Source organism: Clostridium sp. C8-1-8 (genome assembly GCF_009928445.1).
In the GTDB taxonomy this organism is placed as follows: domain Bacteria; phylum Bacillota; class Clostridia; order Clostridiales; family Clostridiaceae; genus Clostridium_AR.
Genome location: NZ_JAABNO010000003.1, coordinates 240073 through 258654, shown reverse-complemented (window position 1 = coordinate 258654; position 18582 = coordinate 240073). Strand labels below are relative to the sequence as shown.

Annotated in this window: 15 protein-coding genes; 11 read left to right on the top strand and 4 right to left on the bottom strand. The window is 31.8% G+C overall.

Annotated features, from left to right (window positions below; genetic code table 11):
* The first annotated feature begins 54 nt into the window (after positions 1-54).
* The 6 genes from GXK57_RS04970 to GXK57_RS04945 all read left to right on the top strand — a co-directional run bounded on the left by GXK57_RS04970 (position 55) and on the right by GXK57_RS04945 (position 5133).
* Positions 55-798 carry an SDR family oxidoreductase gene (locus GXK57_RS04970; RefSeq protein WP_160672338.1) on the top strand — a complete coding sequence of 248 codons (744 nt, stop codon included), beginning with the start codon at positions 55-57 and terminating at the stop codon, positions 796-798.
* 51 nt (positions 799-849) lie between these two features.
* Entirely contained in the window at positions 850-1191 is a 342-nt protein-coding gene (locus tag GXK57_RS04965; protein WP_160672335.1) for a hypothetical protein, read from the top strand.
* Positions 1192-1292: 101 nt separating this feature from the next.
* Positions 1293-2108, top strand: a complete 816-nt coding sequence (locus GXK57_RS04960) for a MerR family transcriptional regulator (protein WP_160672332.1) — start codon at positions 1293-1295, stop codon at positions 2106-2108.
* A gap of 551 nt (positions 2109-2659) precedes the next feature.
* Positions 2660-3010: a DUF3784 domain-containing protein gene (locus tag GXK57_RS04955; protein ID WP_160672329.1), complete on the top strand. Its 351-nt coding sequence runs from the start codon at positions 2660-2662 to the stop codon at positions 3008-3010.
* Positions 3011-3298: 288 nt separating this feature from the next.
* Positions 3299-4396 (top strand): AraC family transcriptional regulator, encoded by a 1098-nt coding sequence (locus GXK57_RS04950; protein WP_160672326.1) that lies wholly within the window; start codon positions 3299-3301, stop codon positions 4394-4396.
* A gap of 176 nt (positions 4397-4572) precedes the next feature.
* Positions 4573-5133, top strand: coding sequence for a MarR family transcriptional regulator (locus GXK57_RS04945; RefSeq protein WP_160672713.1), 561 nt, complete (start codon positions 4573-4575; stop codon positions 5131-5133).
* A gap of 234 nt (positions 5134-5367) precedes the next feature.
* Here the strand turns inward: GXK57_RS04945 and GXK57_RS04940 are convergent, their stop codons facing one another.
* Positions 5368-6234, bottom strand: coding sequence for a helix-turn-helix domain-containing protein (locus GXK57_RS04940; protein WP_243156371.1), 867 nt, complete (start codon positions 6232-6234; stop codon positions 5368-5370).
* 367 nt (positions 6235-6601) lie between these two features.
* On the opposite strand from GXK57_RS04940, the gene GXK57_RS04935 reads away from it, so the two are divergent.
* Both GXK57_RS04935 and GXK57_RS04930 read left to right on the top strand, forming a co-directional pair.
* Positions 6602-8095, top strand: a complete 1494-nt coding sequence (locus tag GXK57_RS04935) for a glycoside hydrolase family 43 protein (RefSeq protein ID WP_160672320.1) — start codon at positions 6602-6604, stop codon at positions 8093-8095.
* A gap of 184 nt (positions 8096-8279) precedes the next feature.
* Complete coding sequence (locus tag GXK57_RS04930) at positions 8280-9989, top strand: FAD-dependent oxidoreductase (RefSeq protein WP_160672317.1); 1710 nt, start codon at positions 8280-8282, stop codon at positions 9987-9989.
* 245 nt (positions 9990-10234) lie between these two features.
* On the opposite strand, the gene GXK57_RS04925 is transcribed toward GXK57_RS04930, so the two are convergent.
* Positions 10235-11077, bottom strand: a complete 843-nt coding sequence (locus GXK57_RS04925) for an AraC family transcriptional regulator (RefSeq protein ID WP_160672314.1) — start codon at positions 11075-11077, stop codon at positions 10235-10237.
* A gap of 185 nt (positions 11078-11262) precedes the next feature.
* On the opposite strand from GXK57_RS04925, the gene GXK57_RS04920 reads away from it, so the two are divergent.
* The gene (locus tag GXK57_RS04920) at positions 11263-13689 is read left to right on the top strand and encodes a glycoside hydrolase family 3 protein (protein WP_160672311.1); all 2427 of its coding nucleotides are present in this window, start codon (positions 11263-11265) and stop codon (positions 13687-13689) included.
* Positions 13690-14044: 355 nt separating this feature from the next.
* On the opposite strand, the gene GXK57_RS04915 is transcribed toward GXK57_RS04920, so the two are convergent.
* Both GXK57_RS04915 and GXK57_RS04910 read right to left on the bottom strand, forming a co-directional pair.
* Entirely contained in the window at positions 14045-15331 is a 1287-nt protein-coding gene (locus GXK57_RS04915; protein ID WP_160672308.1) for a mannosyltransferase family protein, read from the bottom strand.
* A gap of 137 nt (positions 15332-15468) precedes the next feature.
* Positions 15469-16233 (bottom strand): DeoR/GlpR family DNA-binding transcription regulator, encoded by a 765-nt coding sequence (locus tag GXK57_RS04910; RefSeq protein ID WP_160672305.1) that lies wholly within the window; start codon positions 16231-16233, stop codon positions 15469-15471.
* 155 nt (positions 16234-16388) lie between these two features.
* Here GXK57_RS04910 and GXK57_RS04905 point away from each other — a divergent pair, with 155 nt between their 5' ends.
* Both GXK57_RS04905 and GXK57_RS04900 read left to right on the top strand, forming a co-directional pair.
* Entirely contained in the window at positions 16389-17174 is a 786-nt protein-coding gene (locus tag GXK57_RS04905; protein ID WP_160672303.1) for an HAD family hydrolase, read from the top strand.
* Positions 17175-17563: 389 nt separating this feature from the next.
* Complete coding sequence (locus tag GXK57_RS04900; RefSeq protein WP_160672300.1) at positions 17564-18382, top strand: class I SAM-dependent methyltransferase; 819 nt, start codon at positions 17564-17566, stop codon at positions 18380-18382.
* Positions 18383-18582: the final 200 nt, after the last annotated feature.

Sequence of the window (18582 nt, the reverse complement as noted above, 5' to 3'; positions counted from 1 at the left end):
AATTACGTTAATCCTCATCTCTTCTATAATTAATGAAGAGAGGAGTTGTTGTATATGAAGAATGTATTAATAACTGGAGGGACCACTGGAATAGGCTTTGAACTAGCCAAAAGATTTGCTAAGGATGGCTACGGAATAGTTATAGTTTCTTCCAGTAGTAAAAATCTTCAAGCTGCAAAGCAAAGTCTAGAAAATGACTTTAATATAAAGGTATGGACCTATGAAAAAGATTTGTCAAAGCAAGGAGCAGCTATAGAGCTATATAACTTAACCAAGAAAGACAACATATCTATTGATATACTCATAAATAATGCAGGTATAGGATTAGTTGGAGCTACTGAGACAATTGATTTAAGTAGTGATGAAGATTTAATGCTATTGAATGTAGTGAATCTTGCTGAACTATGCAAATTATATATTAAGGATATGTATGTCAATAAAAATGGAAAGATATTAAATGTTGCTTCCATTGGTGCTTTTCAGCCTGGACCTTATACCAGTACGTATTTTGCTAGTAAAGCTTTTGTACTAAGCTACAGTAGAGCAATAGGCTACGAAGCAAGAGGTAAAGGAGTACAAGTTTCTACTTTGTGTCCTGGTGCCACAAAAACACATTTCTTTCAACGAGAAGGTACTACTTTACCTAAAGGTGCCATGGAGGCTGAAAAGGTCGCAGATTACACTTATAGAAGTATTATGAAAGGCAAAGAAATTATTATTCCAGGTTTTATTAACAGGTTAAAAATAAGATTTCCAATGAAGCTGAAGCTACTATTTGTAGCAAAAATGAAAAAATAAAATTGAGATGCTAAGTATACGCATTTACTGATATATAAGGAGAAAATAAAAATGGGATTCTTAAGCAATTTATTTGGAAAAAAGGAACTGAGACAGGTTCAAGAGACATCTGGTATTTATACATTTACTATAGAAGACATATTCACAATTACAAAATTAGGCTGCATAGTAGTAGGTGTGGTAAAAGGCGCGGATATACATCTAGGCGATGAGGTATATATTATAGACTCTAATGGAAACAGATTGAAATCAAAGGTTATGGGGATGGAAAATCCAAGGTTTGGTAAGATGAATGTAGCACCAGTTGGAAGAAATGTAGGTATTCTTCTATCTGATATTGAAGCTGTTCAGCTAAGTAAGGGAGACATTCTAACTAATAGAAAAGAAAATTAATATAGAAATTTATATTATAAATACATATTGACTCTCACATAGTGGTAGGTATTATTCTAAATATGTCATTCGAATGGCATTAATATATAGGAGTTGATTTTATGTTCAAGATAGGAGACTTTTCAAAGCTTACTAAAGTTTCTATACGTATGCTTAGATATTATGATGAAGTTGGACTTTTTAAGCCTGCAGAAATCGATGATTTTACTGGATACAGATACTATTCAGCAAAACAAATTTTAGAGCTTAACTTAATAGTAGCCTTGAGAGATATGGGATTTAATGTAGCGGACATAGCTCTTTTTATAAAGGAAAAGTCTAAAGAAAAGCTAGATGAAATTCTAAAGGTGAAAAGTGAAGAAATTGAAAATAATATAAAAGCAGAGCAGATAAAACTTGAAAAAATTAACTCCACTATAAGGGATATGAAAAAGGAGAGAGTTAATATGAAATATAATGTTACCCTAAAGTCTATACCAACACAGAAGGTTATCTCTTTAAGAGATACCATACCAGCTTATACAGCAGAAGGGATGCTTTGGGCAAGATTAAGTGAATACTTAATGTTGAAAAATATTCCTTGTAGTGATTTTGCCTATGCGACTTATCACGATGAAGGATATAAAGAAGGACAAGTTGATGTAGAGGTAGTAATGGGGGTTTATAGTTTAATGAAGGACGATAGCGGGTTTGTTTTCAAGGAGACGGAGGCTGTTAATCAGGCTGCTAGTATATTAGTTCCTGGAGAGTATTCTAATTTGACAGGCGCCTATAATTTTCTAGCAAATTGGATCGAAGAAAATGGATTTGCTATGTGCGGAAATCCACGTCAGGTTGCGATAAAAGGCCCATGGAATGAAGCTAATACAGAAGATTATTTGAGTGAAATACAGATACCAGTAAAGAAACAGCAATAAAATTAATTAGGGTATAAGTAAAGATTCCAACAAATTGAAAATATAGTTTTCAAACTTAAGAGGAAGTTTAAAGGTGTGCCACTTCTATACTAAATGTATTTTCATATTAACTCTTGTTCCAAAAAGGAGAATTTGAAAATATAAATTTTAGTAGGAAGTGGTATGTCTATCTTATGCATTATTTTATCTTCTCAATCAAAGTTATTAGATGTATGAACAAAGCAGGGGACTGTTAATAAAATTGAATAATGAGAAATATCAATTATACCTACACTATAAGAAAATTAATTAATTCAGCATTAGATAAAAATATATTTTTTGCTTAATACAAGATTTGTTATTATGGTTGAATATATTAAGAATACATATATTTATTTTGGATAATAAACTGATTATATCCAATATCCGTTGATTTTCTCCTTATAGCTCGATCTTTTATTGATTTTCATCATGTGATAAACTAGATAACTGTTTGTATAATTTATATTATTACAGAGTTTGGAAAGCCATCAATAGTGTGGTAAATAAAATTATAAGGGGATGGAAAGGATATGAGCACAAGGTTGATTTGCATGTCAATTGACCTGCTAATGGTAGTAATCTATATAGTTTTGGGAATGTTATTTATAAACTCCAAAGGTAAAGGCTGCAACTTTATATCAGGATATAATATGAAAGCTTCAGAAGAACGAAGAAGCTATGATGAGGTAGCGATTTGCAATTATGTTGGAAAAACAATTCTGCTATGGGCATTGTTCTTTGTAATAGGTGCAGTAGTGGATTATTTATATGCTGGAGTTGGAATTGCACTTGCATTTTTAGCATTATTAATTGCTTTGTTTTATTTCATTTTTTATATAAGAGTTAAGAAATTTGATGAAAAATTTAAAATAGCTAAGTAAATTTATAAGCCTATGCTAATATTAGAGCATAGGTTTTATTTTTGTTAAGGATAATACTAATTATTTTAGTAAATATAAAGGTATTACTAATAATTTATATATTGATAAATGGGCGTAAAGTAGCAACAGGGATAGTAATACTATACAAAACTTTGTAATAGATTTTATATTTTAAACTCTCCGATGTTAGGCTTATCAAGTTTCCTCGTATTTAAAGATATACCACAATTAATATCAAAATAATATTTTAGAAACATCGTATTATTTATACAGAAGGAGAAATTTTTTATGATAGATGCAAGTATGAAGAAGATATTGGATTATGTAGAGAGAAATTTGACAGAAGATTTTTCCTTAAATCAATTGGCAAAGTACTCAAATTATTCACCTTATTATTGTTCAGTTATATTTCACAAGTATTTCGGTGAAACCATGAAAAGTTATATTCAAAAACGCCGCATAATTTCTGCTGCAGAAAAACTTAAAAGTACAGAAAAAAGAATTATTGATATTGCTATAGAATATGGTTATTCATCGCAAGAAGCATTTTCAAGGGCGTTTTCCACTATGTTAGGAATTACACCGAAAAAGTTTCGTGAAAATCCATTGCCACTTGCAGTTTATCAAAAAAATAGCGAGCCTTCATTAAAAAATAAGGAGAGTTTATTTATGAAAAATGAAACTATAAAACATGTACAAAGTCAAATAGAAAGAAATTATCCATCAAGAACCCTGCATATTTTAAATGGCATGAGTATGCTTTACTCTTTTAAAGAAAGTAAGCTTATGAATGAAAATGCAGTATATATTGCTTTTAATGAGGCAATGTGCTGGGGGGAAGCTGATAAAGAGATTTTTTCACCTGAATTTATCGAAAAGAGAGCTACTTGTCTAAACTCTACACCTGAGAAATATAAAAACATTGTTATAGATAATATGAAGCCACTATTTGATGAGAGCTTCGATATAATTGTATTATGGTTTGGTGATGATATGTTCTGTCAGATTAATTTTATTACAATTCTTGCTTATCTGGAGCAAATTAATTATGAAGGAGATGTACTTTTTTGCATGGCATTAGAACAAAAAGATGAGATGCTATCAGATGCTGTGGAAATTGATATAAGTGGGTATAATAATATTTATAAAACAGTTCTATGCGATAGAAAAAAGCCTGATTCCAAGGTGCTTCCAGTAACATATCAGGCAATTAATCTATATCTTTCTTACAGAACAGAAAGTAGTGAAATCTCAAGATATATCAGAAATAACATAGATAAAGAAGATCTTGTAAAAGAGTTAATGACACTTTTTCCTCAGTATGGACTTGGTGATCTACAATATGTTTGGATGATTGAAGAGGTAAAAAACAATAAAGCCCTATAATTCAGACTTATATTTATTAGTTTTATTTAATGATATCTAAACAATCTAAATTTGTACCTTGTAATGAAGTAATGTTGCAATTAAAGGCCATAGACTTAGACAGTATATTGATTAATTACAGAAGTTCTGATATCATTATGGTAAAAATTAATTTAGAAGTAAGAGTGGTGGTTCTATTGGATATTAATAAAGAGATGTTTTTAATGCAACAAGCCTATGCAACACTATTTTCTCTTACAAACAAGATACAAATAGTAGGTGACAAAAGACTTGAAGGATTAACCTCGAGACAGTACATGGCTATGGTTGCACTTGCTCATCTACAAGAAGATGAGAGAACTATAAACAACATTGCCAGAAAGCTAGGTACTACAAAGCAGAGTGCAAAACAGCTTCTAGATATAATGGAGAAAAAAGGTTATATAGAAACTGTACCAAGTACTAAGGATAAAAGAGCAGTTAATGTTAAGGTAACTGAAGAAGGTGGCAAAGCAATAATAAAATGCTCTGAACTAGGTGTTTATTTTTTGGCAGACCTATTTAAGGACTTTTCTTCAAGAGAAATAGAAATGCTATGGACACTATTAAAAAAGTTATACTCTTTCGATGGACAACTGCAGGATGGATTTGAAGAACTAGGGACTTTAGATTTAGATGTAGATGTAGATTTGGATAGCTTTAATGAAAGAGTGATAACAGAATTTGAAAGACAAAGAAACTTAAAGAAAGAGCTATGATATATTTATAGCTCTTTTTACATAGTCGTTTCTGATTGAGAATAATTATGTATTAGTTTTGCATTTGTGGGTTACTGTGGTTTAAGCATGATTTTACTATATAATTAGTTATACGAGAAGATGCACTGCTTTGATCCCAAACTATTTTTAAAGTTATTCTGGCTTCTAAGGTTAGAATTGAATATAGATTGGTACAACTACATGTTTTTTCTAAAGATTCTATAAAGCATAGAGTTATATATGTAATTCCTTTATATTTGAACGATAATCCTTCGGTGAAAATCCCATAATTTTTTTAAATTGTCTAGCAAAGTAATTACTGTCTCCAAAACCACTTTCATATGCAACATCAGAGATTGAATAATCATTTTTTTTAAGTAGCAAACATGCATATTGAATGCGAAGTCTAAGTAAATAATTTATAGGTGTTGTCTTGTAATGCTCTTTGAAGATTCTATTTAGATGTCTCACTGAGATTCCTGCTTCATCTGCTAAGTCTTGCAGATTAATAGGGTTTTGAAAGTTGTTTTCCATATAGGATGCAGCCTTTACTATATTTATTAGATTAGAACTTAGACCAGAACCACTCAAATCATACAATCGTGATAAAAAAACAACAAGTTCCATAAAGTGAGAGTATACCATTGTTTGATAGCCTTGACTTTTATTTTCATATTCATTTACCATATCTAAGATTATTTCTTTAGCTTTTTCATAGTCAGATAAAGTTAGTTGAAGCTTGCTTCTAAAATTTGAATCCTTAGCTAAGGAAGGTTCGACAACAAAAAGTGCTTGATAGCCTGGGGACTTTTCTAAGTCATTACCTACTTGATATAAATGTTTAGGCTTGTACATTATATTACAGATTCTAAAGTTAGAAGTATTCTCATAACCATGAAAGGTATTTTTATTAATTATGAAAACATCTCCTTTTTTTATAAAGTATTTTTCTGAGTTAACAATATGGTCAGCAGTTCCTTTTAACACAATAACCAATTCGGAAAAATCCTCGTGATAATGTACTGGCATATTGTCGTCATGTTTACCTAATTGTATGAAGAAAGGAAAATCACTATCTTTAGTGAAAGTACTAAGATTCATATATTGCAATTCATCACCCTCTAAATTATGATTACTTATCAATTAATAATATATAAATGTCTATATAATGCTATTATTAGTCTTAATAATCAAGGTATTATATAATTTAATATATTAATATAATATCATTAAAACCTTTGCAAAACTATATGGATTTAGTTATTACATAGATACTAGGTATGTATAAGGTGAAAAATTATATAGCTAAGCGTATTAGGTGATAACTTTAGCATTATATAGACATCTGCAAGTTCAGTGCTAAATGTGGTTATTGAAACTTACAGGACGAACATTTTAAAGACTAATAAAGCTTAAGAAAATAGTGTGACATATTAAATATCAGCTATGAAAAATTGGAGGTATGAAGATGAAATATAATAACCCAGTCATAAAAGGCTTTTATCCAGATCCTAGTGTTTGTAAGGTGGATGATACCTATTACCTTGTATGCAGTTCCTTTCAGTACTTTCCAGGAGTTCCTCTCTTCGAAAGTAAGGATTTAATTAACTGGAATCAGATAGGCCACTGTCTTACAAGAAAAAGTCAGGTGCAGCTTGAAGATATAAATAGTTCTGGAGGAGTATTTGCGCCAACCATTAGGTATAATAATGGACGCTTTTACATGACTACCACAAACAATACTACAAATCAAAACTTTTATGTATGGACAGATGATATTTATGGTGAATGGTCTGATCCTATATTTGTAGATCAAGGAGGAATTGATCCTTCTCTATATTTTGAAGATAATAAAACTTATTTTATGAGTACTGAAGGAGATGTAAAAGGAGTCAATGGCATATATCAATGCGAGATTGATATTGAGACAGGCAGAAGACTTACAGAAAGTAAAGTAATCTGGCAGGGTTCTGGAGGTCGTTATCTAGAAAGTCCTCATTTGTATAAGATAAATGGAAATTATTATCTTATGGTAGCAGAAGGAGGAACTGAATACGGTCATATGGTAACCTATGCACGTAGTAACTCTCCTTATGGACCATTTGAAGCCTATCCAAGTAATCCAGTACTAACTAATCGGAATCTAGGCGGTTACGAAATACAGGGAGTAGGACATGGAGATCTTATTGAGGATAACAGTGGAAACTGGTGGATGCTTCACTTAGGTTTCCGTCAAATAGACAAATGGTCTATGTTTCATCATCTAGGACGTGAAGTTTTTCTTACTGAGGTAACCTTTCATGAGGACGGCTGGTTTACTGCTGGATATAATGGTACAACCTTGAATTCTGTTGAAACTGATCGTATAAGTGACGAAGTAATCCAGCTGGAAAAGAAATGCTATACTTTCGAGAATACTGAATGGGAGAAAGATTGGTGCTATTTAAGACATCCTAATAGTGATAATTATGTTATGGAAAAGAATAGTGTAAAGTTAAAAGGAACTGAAGTAACTTTAGACAAACCAGCTTCGCCAACCTTTATTGGTATACGTCAAATGGATTTTAATGCGGTAATTTCCTGTGATGTATCTGTAACCGAGGGGGAAGCAGGCATCACATTATATATGGATGAAAATCATCATTATGATCTTGCTGTACGTAAAGCACATAATGGGTTTGAAGTTATTGAAAGACTAAACATAGGTGATGTTAAATCTATAGAAAATATAATAGCTATACAAAATAATAGTGCATCCCTTGTTATTCGTCCAAATAATAATTATTACAGCTTTTATATTAAATCAGAAGAAAAGGAAATTCTTCTAGGCACAGCGAAAACTAGATATTTATCTACTGAAGTTGCCTGTGGCTTTACTGGAGTTATAATAGGTCTATATGCCTGTGGAGAAAAATGTGCAAGTTATGCTCAGTTCACAAACTTTAAATGTGAATATATATAAGTATCAACAGAAAAGAAACTTGCTTTTGGTTGTAGTGGTTTAGGCTGTTGTTATTAAAAAACACATCTATAACACTGCTTAGTAGCATATAATGTAGAGTTACATATTATGCAATTAAGCAGTGTTTTTCTAACTAGATATTTATACAGTCTATAAATATATTATCATAGGAGTAAGAAATGAAATGAATATAAACAGCCAATCTTTATTTTATCCTCCACAGCCAAACAACCCAAGTGATAATGATAGACACTTTTTAGCTCAATATACTATGGGCCTAGCAGGACGACTAGAAGATTTTTATACAGGTATGAGATTCTTAGCCCCTCCACCAGATATAAGGAACTATGGAAGAACTGGTCAGTATAAAGGCAAAAAGATTGCAATATTAGGAGGGGGACTGGCAGGTCTTTCATCAGCCTTTGAACTTAGAAAACTAGGTTTTGATATAACAATTTATGAAGCACTAGAAGATAGAGTGGGTGGAAGGGTCTATACATACTATTTTGATGAACAGAAGAAGCTTTATCATGAATTTGGACCTATGAGAATTCCTGTAACTCATGAGACCGTCTGGCATTATTTAAATTTGTTTAAGCTTCCAACAAGGCCATTTATACAATACAGTGAAAATGCTTTTATTTACCTTAGACAATCAAGATCTAGAAACGATCGAAACGGCTATGATACCATGAAAAATATTTACCCCAAGTATAATCTTTCAGAAAATGAACGGAAAACAAACTGGCAAAGATTATTTCAAATTGCATTGGAAAGTCATTTGCTTTGTGCTTCCCCTGAGGCCAGAGCTGAAACTATACAAGTTAAACCTTTCTATAAAAATGAAACTATACTATGGAGTGACAACTCTAGCATGAAACTTATGGAGGCAACTGGATTGAGCCAAGAGGCTATATCTTTAATCTCCAACTTCGCACCTTTGCTTTATGGAAATTTGTATAATAGTTATATAGATTATATTGAAGAAGTATATCCAGCAGACCTCTCATATTTATACGAAATCCCAGGTGGAATAGTAAGATTACCAAGAGCTTTCATAGATTCCTTTACTAATATTAATACAGAGGATTTTTATCCAGGAATAGAGGTGAACAACCTTGGTAAAGTAGAATATAGGTCAGGCTGTTGGATTAATGGTATAGGCTTTGATAGCCAGAAGCAGAAGGTAATTATAGATTATGAAGATAAAAAGCTTAAAGAAAACCTAAGAGAAGAATTTGACTATGTGGTTTGCGCCATTCCATTTTCTTCTTTGAGAAATGTAAGTATCAATCCACTATTTAGTAATATGAAAATGAGAGCTATAAGAGAAGTTTATTACACTCAAGCTCAGAGGATCTTAATGTTATCTAAGGAAAGGTTTTGGGAGAGGCAAGGAATTATAGGAGGAGGTTCCTATACTGACTTACCTATTTCCTCTATTTGGTACCCCTCTGACCATGGAAAATATATTAATGAAGCTAGTAATATAAATACTATTCCATTTAATTATCCAGGTGTATTTGTTGGTTCTTATAATTTTGGGCTAGATGCAACCCGTTTAGGCAATCTACCGCAAGAGAAGATGTTTAATGAAGTGAAAAGAGAGATTGAAATGGTTCATGGTCTACAAGCTGGTTATCTTGACAATATAATTGAGGCACATAAGACTGTAAACTGGGATAAGGAGCCAAGCTTTAGAGGAGCATTAGCCTTCTTTGAGCCAGAACAGAAGCGGCTGTTTTCCTATTCTATGATTCTACCAGAATATAATAATAGGGTATTTTTCGCTGGTGAGCATATTTCTGCGATCCATAGATGGATGCAAGGAGCCCTTCAGAGTGGAATGCAGGCTGCTAACGACTTAGTAATGGCTTGCAATATGCATGGCTAGTAAAGCTCAGTTAAGAAAAATATTTATACAACAGAAGCCATGTATAATAAGGATAGTCTAACATCCTATTATTTATGGCTAATTTTAAGAAGATAACAGTACCTTATTTCAATAATATTATTAAACATATTCTATTATAAGATATTTATTTTGGAACATATACTTTAGAATATATAGTTATTAAAGATGTACCACGTCAATTTGAGATTATAAGCCTTAGTAAGAAGTGGTACATCTATAGAATCCTACCTGTAAATATGGTTATTATATCTAAGCTTAGATGGTGTACAGCCATAAGCTTCTTTAAACATTCTGTTAAACAACTTATAATTAGTAAAACCATGTTTTTCTTGAATTATTGTTATGCTATCATCTGTATCAAGAAGGTCGCTGTGAATATGGGTAAGACGAACCGTGTTAACATATTCAATAAAGGTGAATCCAGTGTACTTTTTAAAGCATCTACAGAAGTATTCTGGATTTAAAGCAACTAAAGAGGCTGCATATTTTAGACTTATAGGCTCGCTATAGTTCTTTTCCACATAGTCTAATACTTCTTTTAAGCGATTAAGGTTTTTAGTAGACTTGTTTTTTTCTTTAATATTTTCATTTACAATATAATTAGTATAAAGACTGTGAAGAAATAGATTGAGGCTGCTAATAAATAGAAATTGATAACCTGATTTGCTTTGTTCATAAAGTTTTCTCATAGTAAGTAAGTGATAAATCATATTTTGAAAAGCTGGTTCTTCATTAAGCTCATTTTGAGAATAATATTCTTTAAATCGTATATCTTCGTAATCTGGAATTGATTGGTTAAGAAGTTCGTAAGGTATTTGTAGCAGGAGAACTTCAACATTGCCAGGACTCCTAGTGAGATGTATATCTCCAGAATTTATTATAAACAAATCATTCTTAGAAATAGTATATTTTTCATCATTACGAACTATATGCATTGTGCCTTGGAAAACATAAAGAACCTCAAGATGGTTGTGCCAGTGGCTTGCAACTAGTTGATTGTAGGTTCTATGAATATCAAAATAAACAGGAAGTCCTGTTTTCGGAGCTATTATTTCATGGTTTGGCATATATTATACTTACCTTTCATATTAAGCTTATATAAGGAATGCATCTTATATAAATAATTATCATTGGATAACAAAAAAGTCAATATCGACTTACTGAAAAGTCATAAGGATACTTGTTATAGCTTTTATCAAGTAATAAGATAGAAGTGTAATATACACAAATGTATAAATTAGGAGGTATTACCATGAATAAGTGGCAAAGGTCCCGTTTTCAGCCAAGTTTACCATTGGGCAATAATGGACAAAGGGTTACGGCTTGTAGATCACATAGAGATTTATCAAAGAATGCAGCTAAGGAGGGAATGGTTTTACTAAAAAATCAACATAATGTACTTCCACTTAGTAAGGGTTCTAAAGTTGCTCTATTTGGAAAAGGCAGCTTTGATTATGTAAAAGGCGGCGGAGGTAGCGGTGATGTAACCGTTGAATATATTATCAATCTATATGAAGGCATGAAGACATTAAATGGACATGTTAGTGTTTTTGAAGAGTTATCAGACTTCTACAGGGAAAATGTGAAGCATCAGTATGACTGTGGCGCTGTGCCAGGCATGACAGTAGAACCTGAGGTTCCTGAGGATTTGTTAAAGAAAGCTTGTGTATTTACTGATACAGCAGTTATAACCATATGTCGTTTTTCAGGAGAAGGCTGGGACAGGAAAAGTGTTGTAGACACAGAAAATAAAAACCTTTGGGAGTCTGAAGAAGCTATGACAAAAAAGTCCGGTGAGCTATTTGAAAATGGTGATTTTTATCTGACACATGCAGAAGCAACTATGGTAAATGCTGTGAAAAAGCACTTTCAAAAGGTAATCGTTGTCATGAATGTTGGAGGTATGGTAGATACTAGTTGGTTTGTAGATGATGCTTCTATTCAATCTGTACTAATGGCTTGGCAAGGTGGTATGGAAGGTGGTTTAGCTGCAGCTGAGTTATTATGCGGTATTGGAAATCCTTCAGGTAAGCTAGCAGATAGTTTTGCAAAAAAACTAGAAGACTATCCATCTACCTATAATTTTCATGAATCTGAAGCTTATGTAGATTACACTGATGATATTTATGTAGGATATCGCTATTTTGAGACAATTCCTGGAGCTGCTGATAAGGTGAATTATCCTTTTGGATTTGGGTTATCTTACACAAGCTTTAATTGGTCTGTGGCTTCTGTAAAGGAACAACAAGGTATGATTGAATTTCTAGTAAATGTAACTAATACTGGAGAAATTGAAGGTAAAGAAGTTGTTCAAATTTATGCAGGTGCCCCACAAGGACTTCTAGGTAAACCAGCAAAAAGCCTAGTAGCCTTTAAAAAGACCCGTTTGTTAAACCCAGGAGAAACTCAATTACTTAAGCTTGAAGTTTCAGTGGAAGACATGGCTTCTTATGACGACCTAGGTAAAGTTCAGAAATCATCTTATGTATTAGAGGCTGGGGACTACGTATTTTATGTTGGTACTTCAGTAAGACAGGTAGAAAAGGTAAGTTTTGTTTATACTGTAGAGCAAAGTAGAGTTACTATAAAGCTTAATGAAAGGATAGCACCTACTTCTCTGAAGGAAAGAATGGTATCTGATGGCAGCTTTGAACAACTTCCTCTAAAAGAAGCAAATGATCCAAATGCCTGCTATATTGAGAAATTATCAGCTGAAATGATGGAAGGGTATTCTCCAGAAGTAAGAGCAAGAGAGAGCTATCAATTATGGAAGGAGCCTTTTAAGAAGGGCGTTCGTATTTTTGACGAAGTGGCTGATGGAAAGCTTACTGTAGAGGAGTTTTTAGCACAAATGACAGATGAAGAGGTATGTCACTTATTAGGCGGCCAACCTAATACAGGAGTTGCCAATACCTTTGGATATGGTAATATGCCTGAATACGGCATTCCAAGTGTCATGACTGCTGATGGACCTGCTGGACTTAGAATTGCTCCACAATGTGGTGTTAATACTACTACTGCATGGCCTTGTTCAACCTTACTAGCTTGTACCTGGGATAAAGATATAGTTTATTCTGTTGGAGAAGCAGGTGCTAAAGAGGTTAAGGAAAATAATATTTCTGTTTGGTTGACTCCAGCAATTAATATCCACAGAAGCCCATTGTGTGGACGTAATTTTGAATACTATTCTGAAGATCCTTTCTTAACAGGTAAACTAGCAGCAGCAATGGTAAAAGGCATACAATCTCAGAATATTGGAGCAACTGTGAAACACTTTGCCTTAAATAATAAAGAAACTAACAGAAAGAACTGCGATTCCAGAGTATCAGAACGAGCAGCTAGAGAGATTTACTTAAAAGGCTTTGAGATAGTGGTTAAAGAAGCGAATCCGTGGAGCATAATGACTTCTTATAACATTATTAATGGACACCGTGCATCAGAAAATAAAGAGCTCTTAGAAGATATACTAAGAGGTGAGTGGGGATGGAAAGGTATGGTCGCAACAGATTGGTGGACTTGCGGAGAACATTACAAGGAAACCAAAGCGGGTAATGATGTGAAGATGGGCTGTGGGTATCCTAAGCGTCTTCTTAAAGCTAAGGAGCTGGGGCTTATTTCTAGAGAAGAGTTAGAAATTTGTGCTCAAAGAATATTGGAGCTTATATTAAAAATAGATTAATAGTAAAAAGATCACTGAATAAAAGGTAGCTTCAGTGATCTTTTTTACTGTAAAGGAATAACTCATGAGAGAAAAGCCTTCACAAAGTATAATGTATAAGGTTCTCTTTATCGTAGAGAATTATAAGATTTTTATAGATTTAAATAGTGATTTCAATGGCTTAGAAAAGCTTTTTAGAATTTACAGTAAAATAGCAAACATGCTCGTTTGCATGATTTTTATCATATAAGTTTGGAAAGACATAGCTACAAAAAAATATATAAAATGAGTTTAAGGATTAAAAACAAAGTGCGAAGAAATAAATCCTCCCACTTTATTAAAGTATATTTTTAAATTAGAAATATTACCCTGATAATTAAAAAACATAAAAGCCCTTTGGTAGACCAAAAGAAAAACCGACAGTTATTATAATCATTTCAAAAGTAAATAAGGCAAGAAGAAGAGCGTATAAAGTTGTCTTCTTTTCTATTAATTTGCCTAATAATATATATATAGGGAACATTGGCAGCACATATCGTCCCATTGAGAAAGGGTTGTTGTTTCTAGTTCCGAATATTATTAATGGAAGAACTATTTGTACCACTGACCATGTAAGAAATATAAATTCATTTTCGAATTTTATTAGGCTTAAGCTTCCTTCTGTTCTATAGGTCCGTGTAATTTTTATAACGACTATTATAGAGATAATTAATAAAAAGTATACCATCAAAATAGAAACTACAGACGGATTTAATAGATCAAAGTGGTTTTTAAATGGGATTAAAATATAATCATATAGATTAGAAAACCTTTGACTTAAAGTTATATCTCCGCCTATATTGCCCCAATACTGCTGAACTTTTTCAGAAGCAAAGGCATCTCCAAAGCTTACAAGGTTGTATAGCATAAAGGCAGCTTTACCCAAAACACTGAAAGTTAGTAGTATTATGGATGTAAAAATATTCTTCTTATTAAACTTATTTTTTTCAATAAAAAAATAATGAATAAATAAAATAGGAGCATAAAAAATTCCTATTGACCTTATTCCGCTTAATAGTCCTCCTACAATAGCAGCTGGCAGATACTTTCTTTTTATTAATAAAACTAGTGCCATTGCAGATATTAGAAAATACATACCTTCTGAATACCCCGCTGTAAGAAAGATAGCAAATGGGTTAAGGGAATATAGCGTAATTCCTATAAAATTTACATTATCCTTTAGTCCCAACAATCTACCTAAATAATACATGAAAAAAAGTCCAAAGAACACAGATGCATTGTTTACTAGTATAAGAGCCCAATCAGCTTTTATATTGAAGGATTGGCTAACTAGTTTTGAAGTCATAGGATATCCAAAATAAAAGGCTACATTTTGCTGCTCTTTTATATTTTCAGTATAAGAATATCCGTGTTCAACTATATTTTTATACCACCCAGAGTCCCATCCAGTTAAAGCCTTTTTTATACTTGTGATAAAATTGTAGGGCGCATCCTTATGATCAGTTATTAGTGAGAATGGTCCAATGGAAAAGAAATGTATAGTTAATAAAATAATTAATTTCGATACCAAGAAAATCAATGTTATTTGAATAAATTTAAGTAACAATGATTTCATTGAGTAATCAGTTATCTTTTTGTTTAATATAGGATTTAATCTTGACAATTTAAAGCCTCCTGAAGCAACTTACATACATCTTTGTTAATATATAAATAATACCTTGAACCTTAAAGTTTGGCAATAAGTTAGGTAAGGCAAATACTTAGTTAAATTCCAGTATAAAAGGTTTAGATTATATATAACTAAATTAATCTTACATCATATTGTTTTATTAGTGTCAGTAAAGTATCATTAGGTTCATTTTCTGTAATTATGCCATGAAAATCAGATAGGTTTGAGAAGTTGTAGACACCATCTAAATTAAATCTTTCATTTGGTGCTATTAGAAATAACTCTTTAGATATACTCATAATAGTCTTTTTTGTGCCTGAATCTTCAGATTCGCCAGTACTAACACTTCCATCTCTGAGGTCTATTCCGCTGCAACCGACAAAAGCTTTATTACAACGGTAAAGTTTTATTTGTTCATTTGCATGGGAACCAATATTGCCGCCTACAAGAGGATAGTAATCTCCACCTATAAAAATAACCTTTACTTTTGATTCTAAACTAATCATTGATGAAATTTCAACCATATTAGTAATTAACGTGAGTCTTATGTTATTGTCAGTAATTAGTTTTGCTAGAAAATAAGAGATGCTTGAAGTATCTAAAAAGATAGTATCATCCTCTCTTATTATTTCATATGCCTTCTTAGCTATAACTTCTTTTATATCTATATCTTTTTCAACTCTTTTAAAAAAACTTTCGCCATTTACTATGGTACGCTTCAAGTTAATAGCACCGCCATAAGTGCGTTGTAATAAGTTACTTTTTTCCAAAACCTTTAGGTCTTTCCTAATCATACTTTCACTAACTTCAAACAAAGTACTTAAGTCTTTTACTAATACTTTTCCGTCTCTTTCTAACAGATCTATTATGTGTTTATGTCTTTCTTCGGTAAACATAACTTCCTCCGAGTGTTTCTCATTTTCTTTTATTTTATCAATAAAAATATGACTATGCAATATAATTAATTGACAAATGAGAACAAACGATATAAAATGACAATAAATAAGAATGAGTAAGAGGATGTTTAATTATAGGAGGATATGATTGCAACATGAAAAAAGCTGTGTTTTTTGATATTGATGGAACTTTGGTTGATTATTTAAATGGAATAACCGATATCACTCCGAGAGTAAAAAGAGCTATACGCCAATTGCAGGCAAAAGGTAATTACGTTTTTATTGCTACTGGAAGACCCTATGCCTTTTTAAATGAGGTATTGTTAGATTTCGGTTTTGATGGTTTTGTACTTACTAATGGAGCCTATGTAAAAGTTGCTGATAAGTGCATATATAAGGAAGCTATTAAGAAAGATTTAATAAAGGGGCTTGTAGATAAATTTGAAGAGCTTAACATTGAATATATACTTCAGGGGGAAGAGTATTCTTATATTAAAGATAATCATAAGAAGTTACATTCCTTTTATGAGACCTATGATATTTCTAAAAAATACTTAGAAGGGAACTTCGATCATAATGAAGTAGATGTATATAAAATTGAGATGATATGTAATGACCAGGTTGGGATTGATTACTGTTTGACTTTGGGAGACTCTAATTTTAATTATATTTACAATGGACAAGATGGGACTTTTGAATTGTATTCTAAAGCAAATTCAAAAGCTTCAGGAATATTAAGTGTATTAGAATATCTAGATATACCAGTAGAAAATAGCTATGCCTTTGGTGATGGAAAGAATGATATAGAGATGCTGTCCACAGTAGGCTGCGGTATAGCGATGGGAAATGCTAGTGATTATGTTAAAGGCTTTGCTAAAAAGACTACGGATACAGTGCAAAATGACGGAGTAGCACTTGGAATAGAGAAATTTATATTGTAAATAATCTGCGTAAAAAATAAAGCTTGTGATTAACATTAACTGAGGAAACATAGAAATGTTGCCTTAGTTTTTTTATTCTCTAGAAATTATATCATCTGCTAGATTTTACTCATATATACTTGTAAAGGCATATGATCAAAAATATCAAAATAATGTAGAGCTCATTTAGAGTCTCAAGGTTTATGTGATTTACAACCAAATAAGTTTGCTATATAATAAAGTTTATTCCTTTTATGATAAATATTTCAATATATACAACGTTGTAATAGACTTTGAATATATCCAAGTTTAGTATTTCTACTTAAAATTATGTGGCTATACAGAAGTTTTTATATTAGTTATTTATTATAATTGGGTAATTATTTTTGTATAAAATGGAGTGATGAATTATGTCTAAGGCAAACGATAGAGAGATAGTTAATTATCAGTATAATTCAGACAAGAATTTAAATGCTAGACAAGCATTTCATATTATCTACAGTACCAATAAGTATAGTTGGGCAAAGTGGGTATTTGATCAATATAGTATTAAGCCCAACGAAAGAGTCATAGAATTTGGCTGTGGCAATGGAAGCATATGGTCTAATAATAAAGATAGATTACCAAAGGATATCAAATTAGTTTTAACAGATTTTTCAGAAGGTATGTTAAGGTCTGCAAAGGATAGCCTCTCAGATATTGAAGGCATAGACTATGCTGTAATGGACATACAAAATATTGAATATGATGATAATTCTTTTGATTGCGTTATTGCAAACCACATGCTTTATCATGCGCAGAATAGGGATTTAGCCATAAGTGAGGTAGCTCGCATACTTAAACCAGAAGGTACTTTTTATGCCACTACCAATGGTAGTAATAATATGAAAGGTTTTAAGAATTTAGTGGTTGGATTTGATTCTAGGATAAATATTAAATCTCTTTCTGTAACCAGTGAATTTGGACTAGAAAATGGGGAAGAACAATTATATAAGTATTTCGACTCTGTAGAAAAAATAGTACGTGAGGATTCCTTACATATAACAGAAGCAAAGCCTTTTGTAGATTATGTACTGTCATTAGAAGGACACACAAATGTTAAGGAAATACTTACCGAAAGTAGAATAAAAGATTTTTATACATATTTGGAAGAGATAATATTAAGAGATGGAAGCATAGATATACCTAAATCCAGTGGAATATTTATAGCCAAAAATCCGAAAAAATAAATCATAACTTATAAAAGTCTTTCTAATTGATGAAGTTACAATGGCATTAATTAACCATAGTACTAGTAAACTGAGGCACTGTTGAGGTAGCTTAAGTAAAATATAGTGTTATCTTTATATATCTTTTTAGTTTTAATAGTATTCTTAAACATAGTCTAAAATAAAATTATTTAGTAATAAATAGATTAATTAGATTTATA